At 66.9% G+C, this 18179-nt stretch carries 17 protein-coding genes; 8 read left to right on the forward strand and 9 right to left on the reverse strand.

Annotated elements, in window-relative coordinates; translation table 11 throughout:
* On the forward strand, positions 1–552 hold a 552-nt coding region (locus VKI00_RS21960), incomplete at its 5' end, for an aldehyde dehydrogenase family protein (RefSeq protein WP_324441186.1).
* Here the strand turns inward: VKI00_RS21960 and VKI00_RS21965 are convergent.
* Entirely contained in the window at positions 522–1148 is a 627-nt protein-coding gene (locus tag VKI00_RS21965; RefSeq protein ID WP_324441188.1) for a helix-turn-helix domain-containing protein, read from the reverse strand. The two genes, VKI00_RS21960 and VKI00_RS21965, sit on opposite strands and share 31 nt — an antisense overlap.
* Positions 1149–1254: 106 nt before the next feature.
* Between VKI00_RS21965 and VKI00_RS21970 the strand changes: the two genes are divergently transcribed.
* Positions 1255–2352, forward strand: coding sequence for a CaiB/BaiF CoA-transferase family protein (locus tag VKI00_RS21970; protein ID WP_324441190.1), 1098 nt, complete (start codon positions 1255–1257; stop codon positions 2350–2352).
* A 215-nt stretch (positions 2353–2567) separates the two neighbouring features.
* Here the strand turns inward: VKI00_RS21970 and VKI00_RS21975 are convergent, their stop codons facing one another.
* Complete coding sequence (locus tag VKI00_RS21975) at positions 2568–5519, reverse strand: AMP-binding protein (protein ID WP_324441192.1); 2952 nt, start codon at positions 5517–5519, stop codon at positions 2568–2570.
* 194 nt (positions 5520–5713) lie between these two features.
* Here VKI00_RS21975 and VKI00_RS21980 point away from each other — a divergent pair, with 194 nt between their 5' ends.
* The 4 genes from VKI00_RS21980 to VKI00_RS21995 all read left to right on the forward strand — a co-directional run bounded on the left by VKI00_RS21980 (position 5714) and on the right by VKI00_RS21995 (position 9420).
* Positions 5714–6607, forward strand: a complete 894-nt coding sequence (locus VKI00_RS21980; protein WP_324441194.1) for an alpha/beta hydrolase — start codon at positions 5714–5716, stop codon at positions 6605–6607.
* Between the two features lie 8 nt (positions 6608–6615).
* Positions 6616–7740 carry an acyl-CoA dehydrogenase family protein gene (locus tag VKI00_RS21985; RefSeq protein ID WP_324441196.1) on the forward strand — a complete coding sequence of 375 codons (1125 nt, stop codon included), beginning with the start codon at positions 6616–6618 and terminating at the stop codon, positions 7738–7740.
* Between the two features lie 3 nt (positions 7741–7743).
* Entirely contained in the window at positions 7744–8904 is a 1161-nt protein-coding gene (locus VKI00_RS21990) for an acyl-CoA dehydrogenase family protein (RefSeq protein WP_324441198.1), read from the forward strand.
* A 66-nt stretch (positions 8905–8970) separates the two neighbouring features.
* Positions 8971–9420 carry a hypothetical protein gene (locus tag VKI00_RS21995; RefSeq protein ID WP_324441200.1) on the forward strand — a complete coding sequence of 150 codons (450 nt, stop codon included), beginning with the start codon at positions 8971–8973 and terminating at the stop codon, positions 9418–9420.
* Between the two features lies 1 nt (position 9421).
* On the opposite strand, the gene VKI00_RS22000 is transcribed toward VKI00_RS21995, so the two are convergent.
* The 3 genes from VKI00_RS22000 to VKI00_RS22010 are packed head-to-tail and all read right to left on the reverse strand — an operon-like array spanning position 9422 to position 12919.
* Complete coding sequence (locus tag VKI00_RS22000; protein WP_324441202.1) at positions 9422–10723, reverse strand: amidohydrolase family protein; 1302 nt, start codon at positions 10721–10723, stop codon at positions 9422–9424.
* Complete coding sequence (locus VKI00_RS22005; protein ID WP_324441204.1) at positions 10717–11901, reverse strand: CoA transferase; 1185 nt, start codon at positions 11899–11901, stop codon at positions 10717–10719. Before VKI00_RS22005 ends, VKI00_RS22000 begins: the two co-directional genes overlap by 7 nt.
* A 31-nt stretch (positions 11902–11932) precedes the next feature.
* Positions 11933–12919 carry a MaoC family dehydratase gene (locus VKI00_RS22010; RefSeq protein ID WP_324441206.1) on the reverse strand — a complete coding sequence of 329 codons (987 nt, stop codon included), beginning with the start codon at positions 12917–12919 and terminating at the stop codon, positions 11933–11935.
* Positions 12920–12933: 14 nt separating this feature from the next.
* Here VKI00_RS22010 and VKI00_RS22015 point away from each other — a divergent pair, with 14 nt between their 5' ends.
* Both VKI00_RS22015 and VKI00_RS22020 read left to right on the forward strand, forming a co-directional pair.
* On the forward strand, positions 12934–14091 hold the full coding sequence (locus tag VKI00_RS22015; protein WP_324441208.1) for an acyl-CoA dehydrogenase family protein: 1158 nt from the start codon (positions 12934–12936) through the stop codon (positions 14089–14091).
* A gap of 50 nt (positions 14092–14141) precedes the next feature.
* Positions 14142–14330: a hypothetical protein gene (locus VKI00_RS22020; RefSeq protein ID WP_324441210.1), complete on the forward strand. Its 189-nt coding sequence runs from the start codon at positions 14142–14144 to the stop codon at positions 14328–14330.
* A 4-nt stretch (positions 14331–14334) separates the two neighbouring features.
* Here the strand turns inward: VKI00_RS22020 and VKI00_RS22025 are convergent, their stop codons facing one another.
* The 4 genes from VKI00_RS22025 to VKI00_RS22040 form a co-directional block, all read right to left on the reverse strand.
* Positions 14335–14700 carry a VOC family protein gene (locus VKI00_RS22025; RefSeq protein WP_324441212.1) on the reverse strand — a complete coding sequence of 122 codons (366 nt, stop codon included), beginning with the start codon at positions 14698–14700 and terminating at the stop codon, positions 14335–14337.
* 34 nt (positions 14701–14734) lie between these two features.
* Positions 14735–15673: an enoyl-CoA hydratase/isomerase family protein gene (locus VKI00_RS22030; protein ID WP_324441218.1), complete on the reverse strand. Its 939-nt coding sequence runs from the start codon at positions 15671–15673 to the stop codon at positions 14735–14737.
* Between the two features lie 2 nt (positions 15674–15675).
* Entirely contained in the window at positions 15676–17205 is a 1530-nt protein-coding gene (gene fadD4 / locus VKI00_RS22035; protein WP_324441214.1) for a fatty-acid--CoA ligase FadD4, read from the reverse strand.
* A gap of 64 nt (positions 17206–17269) precedes the next feature.
* Positions 17270–18179 (reverse strand): sodium:proton exchanger (locus VKI00_RS22040; RefSeq protein ID WP_324441216.1); only part of this gene is annotated, 910 nt, incomplete at its 5' end.

The following is an 18179-nucleotide window of genomic DNA, read 5'->3' on the forward strand; positions in this document are numbered from 1 at the left end:
GCGACCGGCGGAAAGACGACCGGCGGGTTCTTCGAGCCCACGATTCTTCTCGACGTCGATCATTCGATGGCCTGCATGCGCGACGAGACTTTCGGCCCGACGATCCCGGTGATGAAGGTCGCCGACGAAGAAGAGGCGATCCGGTTGGCAAACGACTCCCAGTACGGGCTGTCGGCCACGGTGTGGACCAAGGACATCGATCGCGGACGCGACATCGCGCACCGGCTCGAGGCCGGCGCCGTGAACATCAACGACGCCTACTCGAACCTTTTCTGCTTCCCCCTGCCACAGGGCGGCTGGAAAAGTTCCGGCCTCGGGTACCGACTGGGCGGCCCGCAGGGTATCCGGAAGTACTGCCATCAGCAGGCCATCACCACGCCACGCGTGCCGAGGATGGAGAACCAACTGCTGTGGTACCCGTACTCGCGCCGGCGAGGCCGCATCGTTGCCGCGTTGCTGCGCCTGTTCGTGGCCCGCGATGTCCGGCGGCGATTACGGCGTGGCGGTAGCCGAAACCACGGTCACGCGTCGCTTGCCTCCGGGGCGAAGTAGAGGTCGGGAATCCGCCGCCACGCTTCGAGCAGGCGCTTCTCCTCCGTGCTGCCATGGCCTGGTTTGCTGGCCGCAGCTCCCAGCATCGAATTGATCACCACCATGCAGAATTCGGGGAATCGTTTGTGGGCGGCGCGCTTCTCGCCGAGCAGCGCCTTGCACAGGTCGAGGTTCGCGCGCGCGAACTCGCGTTCCAGGGGTTTGAGGTAGTCGCGCATGTCGGGATCGTGTCGGGCAGCAATGAGCAACTCGAGGGAGGCTCCACCCAACGGGCCGGAAACGACCTGCCAGAGCAGCGAAGCCCAGTCCTCCCCGTCGAGCGTCTCGGTGGCACGCAGCCGCGCCTCGCCGACCTTCGTGGCATACAAGCGGCGTGCCGCCGCGCTGATGAGCTCGCCCCGGGAGCCGAAGTAGTGCAACAGGACCCCGCGAGAGACACCGGCTTGCTTTTGCACCTCGAGCGTGGTGGTTGCCGCGTAGCCGCGCTCGATCAAGATCGAAACCGTGGCGTCGAGCAGCTTTCGTTCCGCGGCCTGACGACGCTCGCGCTGACTGATCCGGACGGGCGGGGTCGCGGTCGAACTCCTTGCAGTCAAGGTGAACTCCTCAAGTCGTGCGGCAAATTGACACACTACAGAAAACAGCGATAGCCTCAATAATAGTCAACATTGACTAGTATTGTAGCGTTGAGCGGAGACGGACATGACAACCGGCCCTTTGTCCGGTGTGAAGGTTCTCGAAATAGCCGGGATCGGACCGGGGCCCTTCTGCGGAATGCTGCTCGCGGACCTGGGTGCCGATGTGGTGCGCGTCGATCGACCCGGTGGCGGGGGCATGCAACTAGTGCCGTGGGCCGACGACCTGCTCAACCGCGGAAAACGCTCGATTGCCGTCGATCTCGCGGCATCCGGCGGGGCCGAGACGGTGCTGAAATTGGTCGAGCACGCCGACATCCTGTTCGAGGGCTTCCGCCCCGGGGTGGCCGAACGTCTCGGTATTGGACCCGAACCATGCTTGCTGCGGCGACCTCAATTGATCTACGGACGCATGACCGGATGGGGTCAAGACGGCCCGATCGCGCACACCGCCGGACACGACATCACCTACATCGCACCAACCGGAGCGCTGCACGCGATCGGGCAAGCCGGTGGCCCCCCGCAGATCCCGCTCAACCTTGTCGGCGACTTCGCCGGCGGAAGCCTCTACCTCCTGGTAGGCATGCTGGCCGCCCTCGATGAGACCCGACGAAGCGGTCGTGGCCAGGTGGTCGACGCGGCGATCGTCGATGGCACTACCCATCTGATGACGATGATCTACAGCTGCTACGCGGCGGGAGTCTGGTCCGATGAACGCGGCACCAACCTCGGTGATGGCGGTTCGCCGTTCTACGGCGTGTATCAGACTTCGGATGCAAAGTTCATGGCCGTCGGTGCGCTCGAACCGCAGTTCTACGCCGAGTTCTTGCGACTGCTCGAACTACCGTCGGATACCATCGCGCAGTTCGACCGACAGACGTGGCCGCGGCTGCGAACCAAGATCAGCGCCGCCTTCGCCGCACGCCCTCAACAGGAGTGGGCGAAGGTATTCAGCGACAGCGACGCCTGCGTGGCACCCGTGCTCGGCATGGCAGATGCGCCGGGCCATCCGCAATTGGCAGCTCGCAACACCTTTTTCGTCGGCAATGGCATAACCCAGCCGTCCCCGGCCCCCCGGTTCTCGCGCACTCCGGCGGTCGTCGACGGCCCGCCATGCGTGCCTGGCCAGCACACCGACGAGGTGCTCGCCGACTGGCTGAACTGAAAATCGACCGGCAACGGCCCTCTCGTCGAAAATGAAACGGTCATTATTGACTATTTTCTGGCGAAGCATCTCAATGGGGCATTTCCAAAGCTATGCATTGCCAGACGTGTCGGCGGATGGGCCACGCAGCAAAGTAGGGAACCCGCGAGGTTGATGGCGCCGCGATGCCGAGTAGACCACTCGGGCTGCCCGCTGAGCCACCCCGGCCTAGAGGCTCAGCGGCTCACTGGGGCAAGACGTGGTGTCTTGCCGACCGCGATGGCCGCTTGTCGATAGTGGCCATCAGTGGGGTCGTGGTACCAGGTCGTTTCCCCCGGCGCCGGCAGCCCAGCCTCTCGCAGTGTGGTCGACAGTGGGCGGTAAGAGGGCGTGAGCGGCATGCGGTCAACAATGTGGACGATGGCGGGACGCTGGTCGCGGGGGAGGCCGCTCATCGCGGTGGTCAGGGCGGCCGCGGTGAGGACGCTGTCTTTGCCGACCGTCACGGCCGCGACCGCGATGTCGTGCGCGTCGGTCGTAACGGGATAGACCACGGCCAGGTCGATCGCGGTGATGTCGCCCAGGGCATCGCAAATCGGCTGGCAAAAGACCGGTCCGCGCACCGACTGGATCACCGTGTTCCTGTTGTCGACGAACCAATAGTCACCGTCGCTGTCGCGGCGAAATAGGTGGTCTGTGGTGATCCAGGTGTCTCCCTCGGCGAATACCCCACGCATCGACACGCGTGCGGCATCGAGTCCGGAGCGTGGCTTCGCCAGCAGCACGCCCACCTCATCGTCGGCGCAGGGACGCACAAAACCGTGGTCATCCTCGATGAACCGGCCCGTCGCGGCGTCGTAGCCGCCGAGCCGAATCTCGGCGCTGCCCGGCAGCGGCCGACCCTTGGCTCCGATCTTCGTGCCGGCCACGTTGGCCAGCAACGCGTCCCCCTCGGTGGAGGCATAGAATTCCAGCACTCGGGCCGGGGCAAATCGGTCGGCGACCTTGTGCCACAGCCCGATCGGCATTCCGGCTCCGATGAACAGACGGATCGGATGATGATCCTGAAGCTCGGGCGACGTCGCGTCCACCAATTCGAGCAGCATGGCCCAGGTGTAGGACACCACCGTGACCCCGTAACGGTGGACCTCGTCGGCGAACCGCGTTGGGTCGACGCCCCGGGTTAACGCGATGCGCGATCCGCCGGCGACCGCGCCGCCGAGGCCGACCATCAGACCCGACGGATGGTGCAGCGGGGTCAGGCAATAGATGGTGTCACGGCGGCCTAGTGCGGCGGCAGTGGCCGTGCCGTAGGCCGACAGCGCCCACCGATGATTGGTGACCTCCTTGACCACTCGGCGCCCTCCCGTCGTGCTGAAGAACACGAAGGCGAGATCACTTGCCCGGCCCGGGTTCGGCCGATACCACTGCGGCAGCCGCTGATCGGACAGGTCGAGGCGGTCCAGCTCGACGACCCGGTCCGACTCCGTGCCGCCGTCACCGAGGACGAGCACCCTGGCGCCGATTGCGGCGGCCGCCGCCAGATGGTGTGGGTCCGTGACGATGTCGGCCACCTCGCACAGCCGGACGGCGGCGACGAGGTCATCGTCCGGGGGTAGCAACACCGCCACCGCGCCGAGCCGCGACAGTGCCGCGATCGCGGCTACGGCGCTGGGGCTGGTATCCATCAACACACCGACGTGGGCTCCCTGACGGATACCGACGGCGATGAGGCCGCGCACCACCTCGTCGATGCGGTGATCAACCGCCGCGTTGGTGTGGACCCGATCCTCGAAGAGGAAGCACTCCTCCTCGGGCGCTCTGTTCGCCTGTTCGGCCATCAACCCGCCCAGCGACACCCGGGTATGGGGCTGCAGCCGGCCGAGGCGGGCGAGCCGAGGCAGGGTACGCAGGGCCTCCCCTGCGATCTCCCTGCCGCTGCGCGCCGCCCCCACCGCGGCGTCGGCCAACCCCAGGCTCACGCCGATGCCCAATTCGGCCAGTGCACCCGCCGATTGACCGATACGCGACGACAGCCCGACATCGCCATTGATCCCCACGCTGGGGTCGGCCTCCATCGCATGCACGCCCACCGGCCTGGGCCCTTGACCGTCTCGCCACAGCACCCAATTACCGACGGTGGGCCATGTGTGCGTGGCGGCGGTCGATCCGACAACGAGCCCGAAGTGACCTGCCCGCAATAGCACCTCGGACACCTCGGCGCGGGGGGCGGCCCGCCGGATTCCTCGCACGGACGCGGGTTGGCCGATGTCATCGATCTCGCCGACGAACGCAAGGACCGGACAGGTGATTTCCGCGAGCGTGATCAACGTGCCATCGATCACCGCGCCGCCGGCCATCATGCGGTTATGGACTACGAACTGCCGTAACAGTTCGGCGACCGCGGGACCCGACCACGCCACCCAGCCCTCCACCTCGAGGAAGCGGCGTTGCTGTTCCCGGGGCAGCAACGCCTCTCGATCATGGAGTTGACGTAGGAAGTCCCACCGCGCCCGGACCGTCTTGATCGGGTCCAGAAGTTGAAACCCGGTACGGGCCATCCATCCGGACACCGAAAGACGGTTAAAGACGTGATCGGCGATCAGCTGGGCGCCGCGGCCCGCCAGGGCCGCGGGAATTCCGAACGGCAGACCGCTGAGCGAATCGACGGCGGCGCCGAATGTGATGACGCTGGCCAGGCCCTCGGAACGTCGGTAAGCCGCGGTTTGATAGGCGAACATGCCGCCCTGCGAGTAGCCCGCCAAATGCACCTCGCGGCCGGTGTGCGCCTGTACCGAGTCGACGACCCGGCTCAGCGCGACGACATGGTCGCTCAACGTGCGCTCGAGCCCACCGGTTTCCCGGTCCGGTGAGCCGAAGTCCACCACCCACGGGTCCACACCGAGATCATGCAGGACTCCGACCGCGCCTTGGTCTCTGGTGACGTCGAACACGTTGGCTGACATCATCATTGGCGGCACGAGTACTACCGGCGGCCGCGACGGGTCATTCGCGCCGTCGGGGAAGTAGCGTCGTAGCCGGTACATGTCGCACCGCTCCACGATCTGAAACTGCGACGGACGGGATCCGGTCTGAAGGCCACCGAACCGCAGCACCTCGACACCGGTCCGCGTGGTCGCGACCACCCGGTTTACCGGGCCGGTGATCAGCCCGCTACCCCATGTCACCGATACCACACGTCACACCGACACTCCCGGTGATCACGCATGGGTTGACGTCACCCACTCGACCCTACGCGCAGCGAGGGTGCCGCGGCGGCAAGCCAACACCTGGAAACCCTCGTCATTCAGACACCGCATGTTTCGCCGTTGACGGCGGAGCCCGAGACGTGCGGCCGGTTGCCGTTGGCGATACTGGACGGATGCCGAGCACCGATTTCCACCCCGATCTCCGCAGAGTCGCCCGCCTCGCCCCACGAGCACTCATCGGCCCGCGGAGCCTGCGGCTCATCCGGACGCTGAGCGGCCTGCAGCGCAGCAAGACGCCGGACGGCGTCGAGGTGCTCACCCTGGGCTCCGGTGTCGGCGTGCGGCTGCACCGACCGATCGACGTCAGCCAACCCACATCCGCGCTGCTGTGGATCCATGGCGGCGGCTATGTGATGGGCACTGCACAGCAGGACGACAGGCTGTGCCATCGCTTCACCCGAGAGCTGGGCATCACCGTCGCCGCGGTGGACTACCGGCTGGCGCCCGAGCATCCCTACCCCGCACCGCTGGAGGACTGCTATTCGGCACTGACTTGGCTGGCCGGTCTGCCCGCGGTCGACCCGGCAAGGCTGGCGATCGGCGGGGCCAGTGCCGGCGGCGGCCTGGCGGCAGCGCTGGCGCTCCTGACCCGGGACCGCGGCGAGATCACCCCGACCCTGCAGCTGCTGGCCTATCCAATGCTCGACGACCGCAGCGGGTCGGGGCCGAAAAATCCGAACTACCGACTGTGGGGCCCAAAAAGCAATCGGTTCGGCTGGGCGTCGTACCTCGGGAATGCCGACCCTCGGGTCGCGGTTCCGGCGCGCCGCGACGATCTGGCCGGGTTGCCGCCGGCGTGGATCGGCGTCGGCACCCACGATCTGTTCCACGACGAAGACCTCGCCTACGCCGAGCGCCTCACCGCGGCCGGGGTGCCGTGCCACGTCGAGGTGGTCCCCGGGGCTTTCCACGGCTTCGATCAGGTGGTGCCGAAAGCTGCTGTCTCACAGTCATTTTTCGCCAGCCAGTGCGCCAGCCTGCGCACTGCCCTTGCCCCGAAAGGCTGATCGAGGCCATGACAACCACCGCACCATTCGCGGTGAGCGACGAACAACGGGCGCTGCGCAGCGCGGTCGCGGACTTGATGGCGCGACACTCCAGCGAAGCGCAGGTACGGACGCTGATGGCGACCGACACCGGTCTTGACCCCAAGGTGTGGCAGGAACTGGCGGCCATGGGTCTGACCGGACTGCTGATCGACGAGGAGTACGGCGGCGCCGGTGGGGGTCCGGTGGAAATGGGTATCGCGATGGAAGAAATGGGCCGAGTGCTGCTGGTCAGCCCGTTCCTGTCGACAGCGGTGCTGGTGCCCAGCCTGCTCGCCGAGGCCGGCGACGCAGCCGAATGTACCGCGGTGCTGCCTCGGATCGCGACGGGTGACCTGATCGCCAGTGTCGCCTTCGCCGAGGATGATTCCGCCCGGTTGCCCGCGACGATCGCCACGTCGGCAGGGGCCATCGGCGACGCCTGGCACGTGACCGGCTACAAGCATTTCGTGCTCGACGGGCAGTCGGCGGAGCTGTTGTACGTGCTGGCCGAAACCGACGCCGGCCCAGCCGTGTTCGCGGTCGACGCCGGTGCCGCCGGCTTGGACGTGACGCCGCTGACCACGGTGGACCCAACCCGTAAGCAGTGCCGCCTGCAATTCGTCGATACCCCGGCGCGCCTGGTCGGACGGCTGGGCGCCGGCGTCGCGGTGTTCACCGCGGCACTGGACCGTGCGGCTTTGGCGTTGGTCAGCGAGCAGGCCGGCGGTGCGCGGCGCGCAGTCGAGATGGCCACCGAGTACGCCAAGACCCGCTATCAGTTCGGCCGAGCGATCGGCAGCTTCCAGGCGGTCAAGCACATGTGTGCCGACATGCTGCTGGAGGCCGAATCGGCGGTGTCGGCGGCGCGCTTCGTCGCCGGAGCCTTCGCCGAGCAAGGGTCGTCGCGCCTCGCGGATCTTGCTCTCACGCAGGCGTATTGCTCGGACGCCTTCGTCTTCGTCGCGGCGACCAACATCCAGGTACACGGCGGCATCGGATTCACCTGGGAGCATCCGGCGCACCTGTATTTACGTCGGGCCCGCAGCGACGCCCAGCTTTTGGGCAGCCCGTCGTGGCATCGGGAACGTTACCTGCGGCAGATCGGAGCCTGAGGGGTGCCTGACGACGAATTGCGTGACGATGTCCGGAATTGGTTGGCGGCCAACTGGAGTCCCGAAGTCGATCGTGCGGCGTGGGCCCAGCTTGTCGTCGACAACGGATGGGCGGTCCCCAGCTGGGAACCCGAGTGGTACGGCCGCGGTCTCTCGGATTCCCAATCCCGGCTTGTCGCAGCGGAATTCGCGACCGCCGGGGCGCCCGGCTGCGGCCACGACCGGGCGAACCTCTTTGCCTGCACCCTGCATGACGTCGGAACCGACGAACAGAAGCGACGGCTGATTCCGCCGTCGATTCGCGGCGAGAGCAAGTGGTGCCTGCTCTACAGCGAGCCCGGCGCGGGATCGGACCTGGCCGGCCTGCGCACTCGGGCCAAGCGCGACGGTGACGAGTGGGTGATCAACGGGCAGAAGGTGTGGACGTCGTTCGCCAAAACCGCCGACTACGGCATGCTGGTGGCCCGAACCGACTGGGATATGCCTAAGCACCAGGGCATCAGTTTCTTTATGTTGCCGATGCATCAGCCCGGCGTCGAGATCCGGCCGATCCACCAGATCACCGGCGAGTCGGAGTTCAACGAGGTCTTCATCGAAGGTGCCCGGGTGCCCGCCGGCAACTTGGTCGGCGAGCTGAACGCCGGGTGGTCGGTGCTGCAGACCGCGCTCGGGTACGAGCGCCGGTTCATGGGGGATCTGGCCCGCACCGCCAAGGACAGCAAGCGGCCCCGAGCCGAGAAGACGAACCTTCTGGTGGAATTGGCGCGGGAAGCCGGCCGACTCGGCGATCCCTACATTCGTCAGCAGATCGCGCGAGTTGACGCGCTGGCCACGGTCAACCGCTGGAACACCCAGCGGTCGAAGGCTGCGGTCGATCGCGGCGAGGCGGCCACCCTGATGGCGCTCGGGAAGATTGCGATGTCACGGATCCTGCACGAGACCGCCCGCGTCGAAACCGAAATCGTCGGGGCGGAAGCCATGTTGGCCGGACCGGAGAATCCCGTTGGCGACGCGGTGACCTTCCGGACGATGAACGCCTACTTCACCTCGATCGGCGGCGGCACCGACCAGATTCAACGCAACATCATCGGTGAGCGTGTGCTCGGCCTGCCGAAAGAGCCTGAGCCGTATCGCCATACGCCGTTCCGCGAGCTACCGCACTGATTCGGCCCGCGACGCCGCGCCGGGTCGATGCTTGAAGTTCGTCAACATTGCGGTCATCCTGACAAAATGGCCCCTGGCGAAAAGGCTTTGCGCGGGATCCTCGACCCGGTGGCACGAAAGCTCCGGCTCCCTTTCGGGACGCCGGACTTCATCGATCGGATCATCCGCGGAGGGGTAAACCAAGCCGGCCGACGAACGCTGCAAATGCTGATCACCACCTGGGATGCCACCGGCGGTGGGCCGTTCGCTGCCAGCGCAATCGCGACTGCGGGCCTCGCCAAGACAGTCGACGTCGCGCAGGGACTGTTCATCGGCCCAGTCTTCGACCCACTGCTCAAGGCGCTCGGTGCCGACCAGATCACCTTTCGCGCCGCGCTGTGTTCCTCGCAAGTGGTCGGTGTGGGCATCATGCGCTACGTGGTCCGCGTCGAGCCGATCCAGTCCATGGATGTCGACACCTTGGTCGACGCGGTGGCACCCACGTTGCAGCGCTACCTCGTCGGCGAAATCTCCTGATTCAACCTGCCGTGTAGACGATTTCACCGCCGACGACGGTCGCGGCGACCATCCCGGCGGCCAGCTCGGCCAGTGCCGTTTCGGGCGGCACGCCCAGCACACAGACGTCCCCCGGCTCACCCGGTTGTAGGGTTCGCGCCCGGGTGGGCTGGTCGGGGTAGCCGAAGAACATCGTCAAAGCCGTTCGCGCCGAGACGCGTTCATCGGCGCCCAGCATGGCTCCGCCCGGCGTGGTGCGGTGCACCGCCGCCCGCATGGCCGCCCACGGGTCAGCGTGGCCGAAGGGCATGTCGGTGGACAATGCGACCCGTACGTTGGCCCGAAGCAGCGACGCCACCCGCCAGAGTTGATCGTGCTCGGCGGCGGGCACCTCGTCGAGATACTGATCACCGCGCTCGGCGACGAAGTTGGGCTGCGTTATCACGGTCACTGCGAGTTCTGCGAGGTCAGATAGGCAGTCCGCCGGCGCCACGGCGGCATGTTCGATGCGGTCCCGCGGGTGCGTGCCGGCTTGACGCAGCGCGGCGATCGTCACCAACAGCTGGGCCACGGTGACGCAATGGATGGCGACCGGGCCGCCGGAGCGGTGCCGGTCGGCGATCCACTCGGCGAGCCGGTCGAGATCCAAGTCGTCGTCGTGCAGGATGCGCTTGCCGGGGGCCAGGCAGTGCACGTGTTGGTGCAGTTCACCGCGCCGATGCAGTTCGGTCAACCGCACGATGTCGCCGATGCCGAGATCCGGTGTGGCATCGGTGATTCCGGTGACTCCGTAACGGGCCAGCCGCTCGCTGAGGTGAGCGAGATCAGTTGCATTGCGGCTTAGCGCATCCGACCAAGAGTCGGCGCTGCGCAGCCGGCCGTCGGGATGCTCCGCCAGACCGACTCGGGCCAGGCCCGGGGAGTTGAGCATCCACAGCACGCCGCTGCGATGCTGAATTCGCAGCGGCACGCTCGGGACCATCGCGTCCAGCGCCGCGCGGTCCAGCGGTCCGGCAACCGAATCGTGGTAGCCGACGGCGCGGATCCATCCGTCGTCGCCGGGCTCGGTGCTCGCCAGCAGGCTGGCCAACCCCGCACGGTCGCGTACTTGCGGCGGCCCGACCCGAACTGATGTCGCGGCGGCCGCCGCGGAATGCAGGTGCACGTGGTGATCGTGCAGTCCGGGCAGCACGGTTCCGCCGCCGGCGTCGAACACGTCCTCGCCGCGTCGCGGGGCCAACGTCGGGGCCACGTCGTCGATGCGGGCACCCACCCGGAGGTCGACGACCAAACCGTCCAGTGTCGTCGCCCGCTGAATCAGCACGGGGCACAAAGCTTCTTGGACACAATATGGCGCACTGCAGCGTTGTCGGCCCCCAGCGGCGACGCTGACGGGCCGGGTGGCGGCGGCTGGGGCCGCGTCACCGGGACAGCAGGCGTTGACGACGTCCGCGGCAGCGCGGCATACCTCGCGGCGACCTGCGCCATCGACACGTCGATCAGCTCGCCGCCGCCGCGGCGCAGCGACTGCCCCACCGCTCGTGCCGCCTCCAGTCCGCTCAACGGGTCGGCGATCGCGTCGCCGCAGAAGACCGGTCCTTCCGTGCCGGCACCGACCAGCCCGCCCGCCACCGCGGCGTCGTCGCCGAACGCCGAGCGGTACGGCTGCCCTCGGTAACCCCTGATGCGCAACCAGATTCGACCCGCACGGCCGGGCACCTCGTCGGCGCTCAACCCGCGCCGCCGCAGCGCCGCGGGCCGGGAGCCCTCGATGACGATGTCGGCGGCGGTGAGCAGCTGGCGGAGCCCGTCGGTGTCGTCGTCGAAATCGACGGTGTAGGAAAGCTTTCCGAAGTTCATCCAGTCGAAGAAAGCGGGCTCGCCGCTGCGAGTGCCGTCAGGTCGCTTCGGGCTTTCCACCTTGACGACGACGGCGCCGGCGCGAGCGAGCAACTGCCCGCACAACGGTCCGGCCCACAACGACGACAAATCGGCGACCAGCAATCCGTCCGCGGGTCGGGGTCTGGCCACGGCACCACACCGTCGCACCGCCGGCGGCTCGGCGGAGACTTCCGCCAGCCCCGCGACCGCGATGTCCAGCAATTGGCCGCGGGCCACCACGGCCTCGGTCGAACGTGCTGCCGCCCAACCGGACAGCGGCGTCCACGGGTCGCCGGGAACCGCATCGGTCTCGAGCAGCGCCGGCAGCGTCGCGACGTCATCCGCGCGGGGCAGCGCGATCGCACACCAGCCGTCGACGGTGGCCAGCAGTCGGGTGACACCGCCCGCCGAGATGCGACCGCCGCGGGTCAGGCCGAGGATCGCCGCCCGGCCGGCCAACATCGTGGCGGCGTCGACCTCGACACCGAGAATCCCGGCGATATCGGCGGTTACCCGCCGCGCCTCGGCCAGCACGGCGGCGCGCGAGAAGTCCGGCTGTCCGTCCGACGCACCGGTCAGGTAGGCCAGCCCGCTACCCGCCCAGTCCGATACCGGGTCCACGCCACTATTGTGCGCGCCGCCGGTGGGTGGCTTAGAACTGCAGGGCGGTAAAACGCCAGTCCAGCACCTGCCGCGGCTCGTCCTGAGCGTCGCTAACGGCGTAGACGAGCGACCGCAATCCCAGCACTCCGCCGTTGTCCGTCGGCTCGGCGGAGTCGATGTGCAGCTCGCTATAGAGGGTGTCGCCCTCATGGACCGGGCCGGTGTGGTCGCAGGACTGCCAGCCCAGCACCGTCGCCAAGTTGGGCAGCAGCCGACTGGCTTGCGCCAGCGCCAGCCCGATGGTGTGCCCGCCGTAGACCAACCGACGGCCGCCGATGCGCGAATCATGGTGAACCGCAGCGATATTCAGAGTGACACGGGCCAATTCTGGTGCGCTGCTGACCACATCGGCACTGCTGTGCAGCACCGCGCCCGCCAGGCTGGTATCGAAGTGCGGTCCGGGGATGCGCTCGCGGAACACCTCGCCGTCCCATTCGGCGGCAGCCGACGGCGGCGGGGTCAGATCGGCACCGACTTTCGACAGGTCGTCGGCGTGCTCCGCGTCGTTCGGGCCGGCATTCGGGCTCAGCGGCAGCATCGCGCAGCGGTAGAAGTCGAGGATCAACCGATCGGCCTGGTCGATGGTGGTCATCCGTAGCGCCACCAGCCCGGTGGGCGCCCTGCCGGGTTTGGCCGAGTTCTTCTTCAACCCAACCACCTCGGTGCGGGTGAACAGCGTGTCGCCGATCGCCGGGAATCGGTAGAACGCCAGGCCGCGGTAGAACAGGTTGGCCTTCACATGCTGGGTCACCAGCGTCGACTGTCCGATCGCGACGTCGCAGACCAGGCCGGGGTGGGCCAGCGGCGCGGTCAACCCGGTGACGGCCGCCGACAGCTCGGCGTCCAGCGGCAACCGCAACCGGTCGCCGAGGATGCTCTGGTGGACGGCGGCCAGCCCGGGGGTCAGCGTCATCGCGGGCGCGCCGGCGAAGACCTGGCCGCTGTGCAGCTCGTCGAAGTACGGGCCGACGGTCATGCCACGATGGCCGTATGGGTACGGGGCTGAACGACGACGAGGCGATGCTGGTCGAGACGGTGCGTCAGTTCGTCGACAAAGAGGTCAAACCGACGGTCCGCGAGCGGGAGCATGCCAACGAGTATCCCGAAGCGTGGATCGAACAGATGAAGCGGATCGGCATCTACGGGCTGGCGATCCCCGAGGACTACGGCGGCACACCGGTCTCGATGCCGTGCTACGTGCTGGTGACCCAGGAGCTGGCGCGCGGCTGGATGAGCCTGGCCGGCGCGATGGGCGGGCACACCGTGGTGGCCAAGCTGCTCGCCCTGTTCGGCACCGACGAGCAGAAGCGGCAGTACCTGCCGGCGATGGCCACCGGCGAGGTGCGGGCGACGATGGCGCTCACCGAACCGGGTGGTGGCAGCGATCTGCAGAACATGTCGACCACCGCTCTACCCGACGGCCCGGACCACCTTGTCGTCAACGGGTCCAAAACGTGGATCAGCAATGCCCGTCGCTCGGGATTGATCGCACTGCTGTGCAAGACCGACCCGGCCGCCACGCCCCGGCATAAGGGCATTTCGGTGCTGCTTGTCGAGCACGGCCCCGGGCTCACGGTGTCGCGGGATCTGCCCAAGCTGGGCTACAAGGGCGTGGAAACCTGTGAGCTGTCGTTCGATGACTACCGAGTGCCGGCGTCGGCGATTCTCGGCGGCCAACCGGGCAAAGGTTTTTCGCAGATGATGAAAGGCCTTGAGACGGGCCGGATTCAAGTCGCATCACGCGCGCTCGGGGTGGCGAGCGCGGCGCTGGAGGATGCCCTTGCCTACGCGCAGCAGCGGGAGAGTTTCGGCCAGCCGATCTGGAAGCACCAGTCAGTCGGCAACTACCTGGCCGATATGGCGACCAAACTCACCGCCGCCCGCCAGCTCACCCGCTACGCCGCCGAGCGCTACCACAGCGGCGAGCGATGCGACATGGAGGCCGGGATGGCCAAGCTGTTCGCCTCCGAAGTGGCGATGGAAATCGCGCTCAACGCCGTGCGCATCCACGGCGGCTACGGATACTCCACCGAATACGACGTCGAGCGCTACTTCCGCGACGCCCCGCTGATGATCGTCGGCGAGGGTACCAACGAGATTCAGCGCAACGTGATCGCCGGACAACTGGTCTCCCGCGGCGGAATCTAGGTGGGCCGCCGACGCCGCGAATTGTCAGTGCCTGCAGATAGCGTCGCCGCATGATTTCCATTCGAGAAAAGAAGATCCATGCGGCATTCGACAAGCTGGATTCGGCGCTCGACCGCATTGCCGAGATACCAAAGCACGACCTGACGTTTGAGGAAAAGTTGACGCTGTGGGCTCAGCTGGAAATGCTGCGCGTGGCGATGGACAAAGCCGTGCATCGCTTGCGATCTGCCGCTTCGTGAATCGTTACCACTCCACGCCAGTGGAGACGCAGAACTCGTTCTGCTCCGGGTCGAACATTACGACCCATCGGGTGCCAGCGAAGCTCTGCACGCCAGCGTCGATGCGACGAGCGCCAAGTGCCTCTAGCCGGTGGACCTCGGTCTCGACATCGTCGACCACAATGTCGATGTGCATGCGGTTCTTGCCCGCCTTAGGTTCCGGCACTCCCTGAAGGAGCAGCGGTGAAGCGGTCCCTGCTTTGGGAACGAGCACGGCCAGATTCGCGTCGGTGTAGTACTCGCGATAGTCGAGCGCCTCACACCAGAACTTCGCGAGCCTGTCTGGCCGTTCACAGTCGAGCACGATTTCCACTGTCGCCTTCTGCGCCATCACATGCCTCCCGGTCGGAATGCCTCTCGGCCAACTAACTTTTCGTATCCACGAGACCCCAGGCCAGGGCGGTCTGGACGTCGATGCTCAACCCGCTCAGCACCAAATAGGCCGTGCGCCAACGGCCTATCCGCCTGGTCACGCTGACGGTGCCGCCCGCTCCGGGGATCAGACCAAGGCTCAGCTCGGGCAGACCGAACACCGCGTCGGGCCGGGAGACCAAGTGGCCGCAGAACGCCGCCATCTCCAATCCGCTGCCCAACACCTGACCGTGCACCTCGGCGCGGCACGCCCGCCCGAGGCGAGCGGTCAGCGCGTCGAGCACCAGCGCCGGGCTGTAGCGAGTGCGGGCCAGGTGCGCGCTGGCAGGGTCACTGAACGTCCCGAACTCGGCCAGGTCGCCGCCGCTGCAGAAGGACGGCCCGTTGCCGGTCAGCACGACTTCGTCGACTGAAAGGTCAAGCTGCGCGACGGTCAACGCCTCCAGCAGTGCGGCGCGGGCATCGGTGGAAAACGCGTTGTGGCGTTGCGGCCGATTGAACGCGATCCGCAGCGTGTCGCCGTCGCGGTGGACCCGCACCGGATCGGCGATGTCAGGCATGCGAGCCGGGCCGCGCTCGGCCAGCCAGCGAGCGAACTCCGGACCGCCCTGCAAGGTGGAGTAGGCCAGCGATTCGGTTACCACGCCACCCAGGGTCGGGCCGGCGGGATCGACCGACCGCAGCACATCGTCGCAGACCGCGGCAGCCATCGGCCAGCGGTCCACGCGATCGGCCAGTGCGGCGATCGCCGACTCGATTGACGCGACGGTGACTGCCCGGCGGTCGTCGGTCTCATCCTCGGTGAGGGTGAATGTCGCGTGCTGCAACCAGAATTCGGATGCACGGGTGAGCGACCCAACGGCCACCACCGGGACGCCGAGTGGTGCGGCGTCGACCTCCGAGACCGGCTCAGATACGTCGACGATGCGCAGCGTCACTCCGAATACTTCTTGACCAGTTCGTTTTTGTACAACTTGCCGGTGTCGGTACGTGGTAGCTGCGCTTCGAACGAGATCGATCGCGGACACTTGTAGTGCGCCAAGCGATCTCGCAGCCAGACCAGGAGGTCGTCGGCGAACTCATCGGTGGCATCGGCCGGGTCGACGGTCTGCACCACCGCCTTGACGCTTTGACCCATCTCGTCGTCGGGAATGCCGAACACCGCCGCGTCCATCACCTTCGGGTGAGTGACCAGCATGTTCTCCGCCTCCTGCGGGTAGATGTTCACACCACCGGAGATGATCATGTGGTGACGGCGGTCGGTCAGGTACAGGTAGCCGTCGTCGTCGAGGTAGCCGACGTCACCGACGGTGGTCCAGCCGTGACTGTCGCGCGAGGACGCGGTCTTCTCCGCGTCGTTGAGGTACTCGAAGGAGTACCCGCCCTCGAAATAGATTTCGCCGGCCTGCCCCGGCGGGAGTTCATTGCCGTTCTCGTCGAGGATGTGGATCTGACACATCATCGGCTTGCCCACCGAGCCCGGATGGGCCAGCCACTCCTCGGCGCTGATCAACGTCGAGCCGATCGCCTCGGAGGACGCGTAGTACTCGTCCACGATCGGGCCCCACCAGTCGATCACCTGCTTCTTGATTTCCACGGGGCAAGGCGCCGCCGCGTGCATCACCCGCTCGAGTGTGGACAGGTCATACGAATTACGAACGGAATCAGGAAGTTTCAGCATCCGGGTGAACATAGCCGGGACAAATTGACCGTGGGTGACCCGGTGACGCTGGATGGCCTCGAGGCAGCCTTCGGGGTCGAACTTCTCCAGCACGACCGTCGTAATGCCACCGGCCTGGACGCTCATCGACCACACCGACGGGGCGGTGTGGTACAGCGGCGCCGGGCTCAGATAGACCGCATCGCGGTGCATCCAAAATCCGACCAGCGCCGACATCATGCCGGGCGCCTCGGCGGGCGAAACGTGCGGCAGTTCGCGCTTGATGCCCTTGGGCCGGCCGGTGGTGCCTGACGAGTACTGCAACAGATCGCCTTCGATTTCATCGTCGATCGGCGTATCCGGTTGGTCGGCAACGCATTCCGGGTAGCGTTGCCAGCCGTCGAGGTCGGCCTCTTCTTCATCCAAGGCGATTAACAGCGTCGCGGGCAGACCGCCGGGGAGGTGTTCGGCGAGGTTTTCGCAGGTCTTGCGCAGTGCGGCCGAACCGATAATCGCCTTGGCGGCGCTGTTGTCGACGATGTAGGCGGCTTCCGGCGCCGTCAGGTGAGTGTTGATCGGCACGTAGTACAGGCCGCTGCGCCGTGCTGCCCACATCACCGCGTGGATGTGCTCGTTGTTCTCCATGAGGATCGCGACGGCGTCGCCTTCGACCAGACCGGCGCGGCGGAAGTAGTGCGCCAGCCGGTTAGCGCGGGCTTCGAGCTCGTCGAAGGAGACGACCGTGCCGGACGGATGAAGGATGATCGCGGGCTTGTCGGCGCCTAGATGCTCACGGATCTGCATGCGCAGACTGTACCGCCGCCGAACTTGACAGGTGTCAAGGGTCTCGCCTAATGGCCGCTCACCGCTATTGCGCGAGCACCTGGTCGGCAGGCTGATGGGGGTGTCCGCCGTGCCGCTTGGCGCGACCGGCGAAGGGCGCCAACAGCGTTGGCACTATCTGGCGGCGATTTACTACCAGCGCGACCACGGCGATCACCGCGTAGACAGCACTGAGCAGCATGCGGCCCTCGGTCGAGGTGATCGGGAATTGCACGATGAACAAGCCGAGCAGCGCCCAGGCGGACCAGCGGCGGAATCGCAGGCCGAGGATCATCGCCACGCCCATCAACGTCTGCACGGCGGTCAGCACCATCTCCTCGATCTGGCGGCCGTCCAGTTGGATCGACGTGCCTCCGCCGCCGATGATGAAGGCCACCGGCAATGACCCGACGAGCAGCGTCCATTGGTTGACCTTCGACGAGATCAACGTCGCAATCGCGATCGCGCCCTTGCCTCTGGCCGCGAAGATGGTCGCGATGATGAATTCCGGCGCCTCCGAGGACAGCGGCGCCAGCCACTGCACCAGCAGGAAGCGATCGATGCCCAGCTGCGTGCCGGCGTCGATCAGGCTCTCGGCGAAGGGTTTTGCACACGTCACGATCACCGACGCGGCGAAGATGAACAGCGCGCACACCACGATGCGGCGGGTCCGGTCGGGAAGGGCTCCCAGCGCCGCGGCGGTGCCGACCAGCTCGGGTTCCTCGACGTCGCCGCGGCTCAGCTTGTACAGGTAGTAACCGAACCAGCCCAGCAAGATCACGCCGAAGGCGATGTGGATGCGGCCGGTCGCGGGGACCAGGAAGGCGGCCACCCCGGCGAACATCAGGAAGCCGATCTCCACCCGGTTGCTGACGTCGAGATCCAGTTCGCCGACCTTGCGGCCGGTGGCCCTGCGTGCCACCAGGATGCTGACCAGCACGACGACCGGCCAGCCG

The organism is Mycobacterium sp., from assembly GCF_035314665.1.
In the GTDB taxonomy this organism is placed as follows: domain Bacteria; phylum Actinomycetota; class Actinomycetes; order Mycobacteriales; family Mycobacteriaceae; genus Mycobacterium.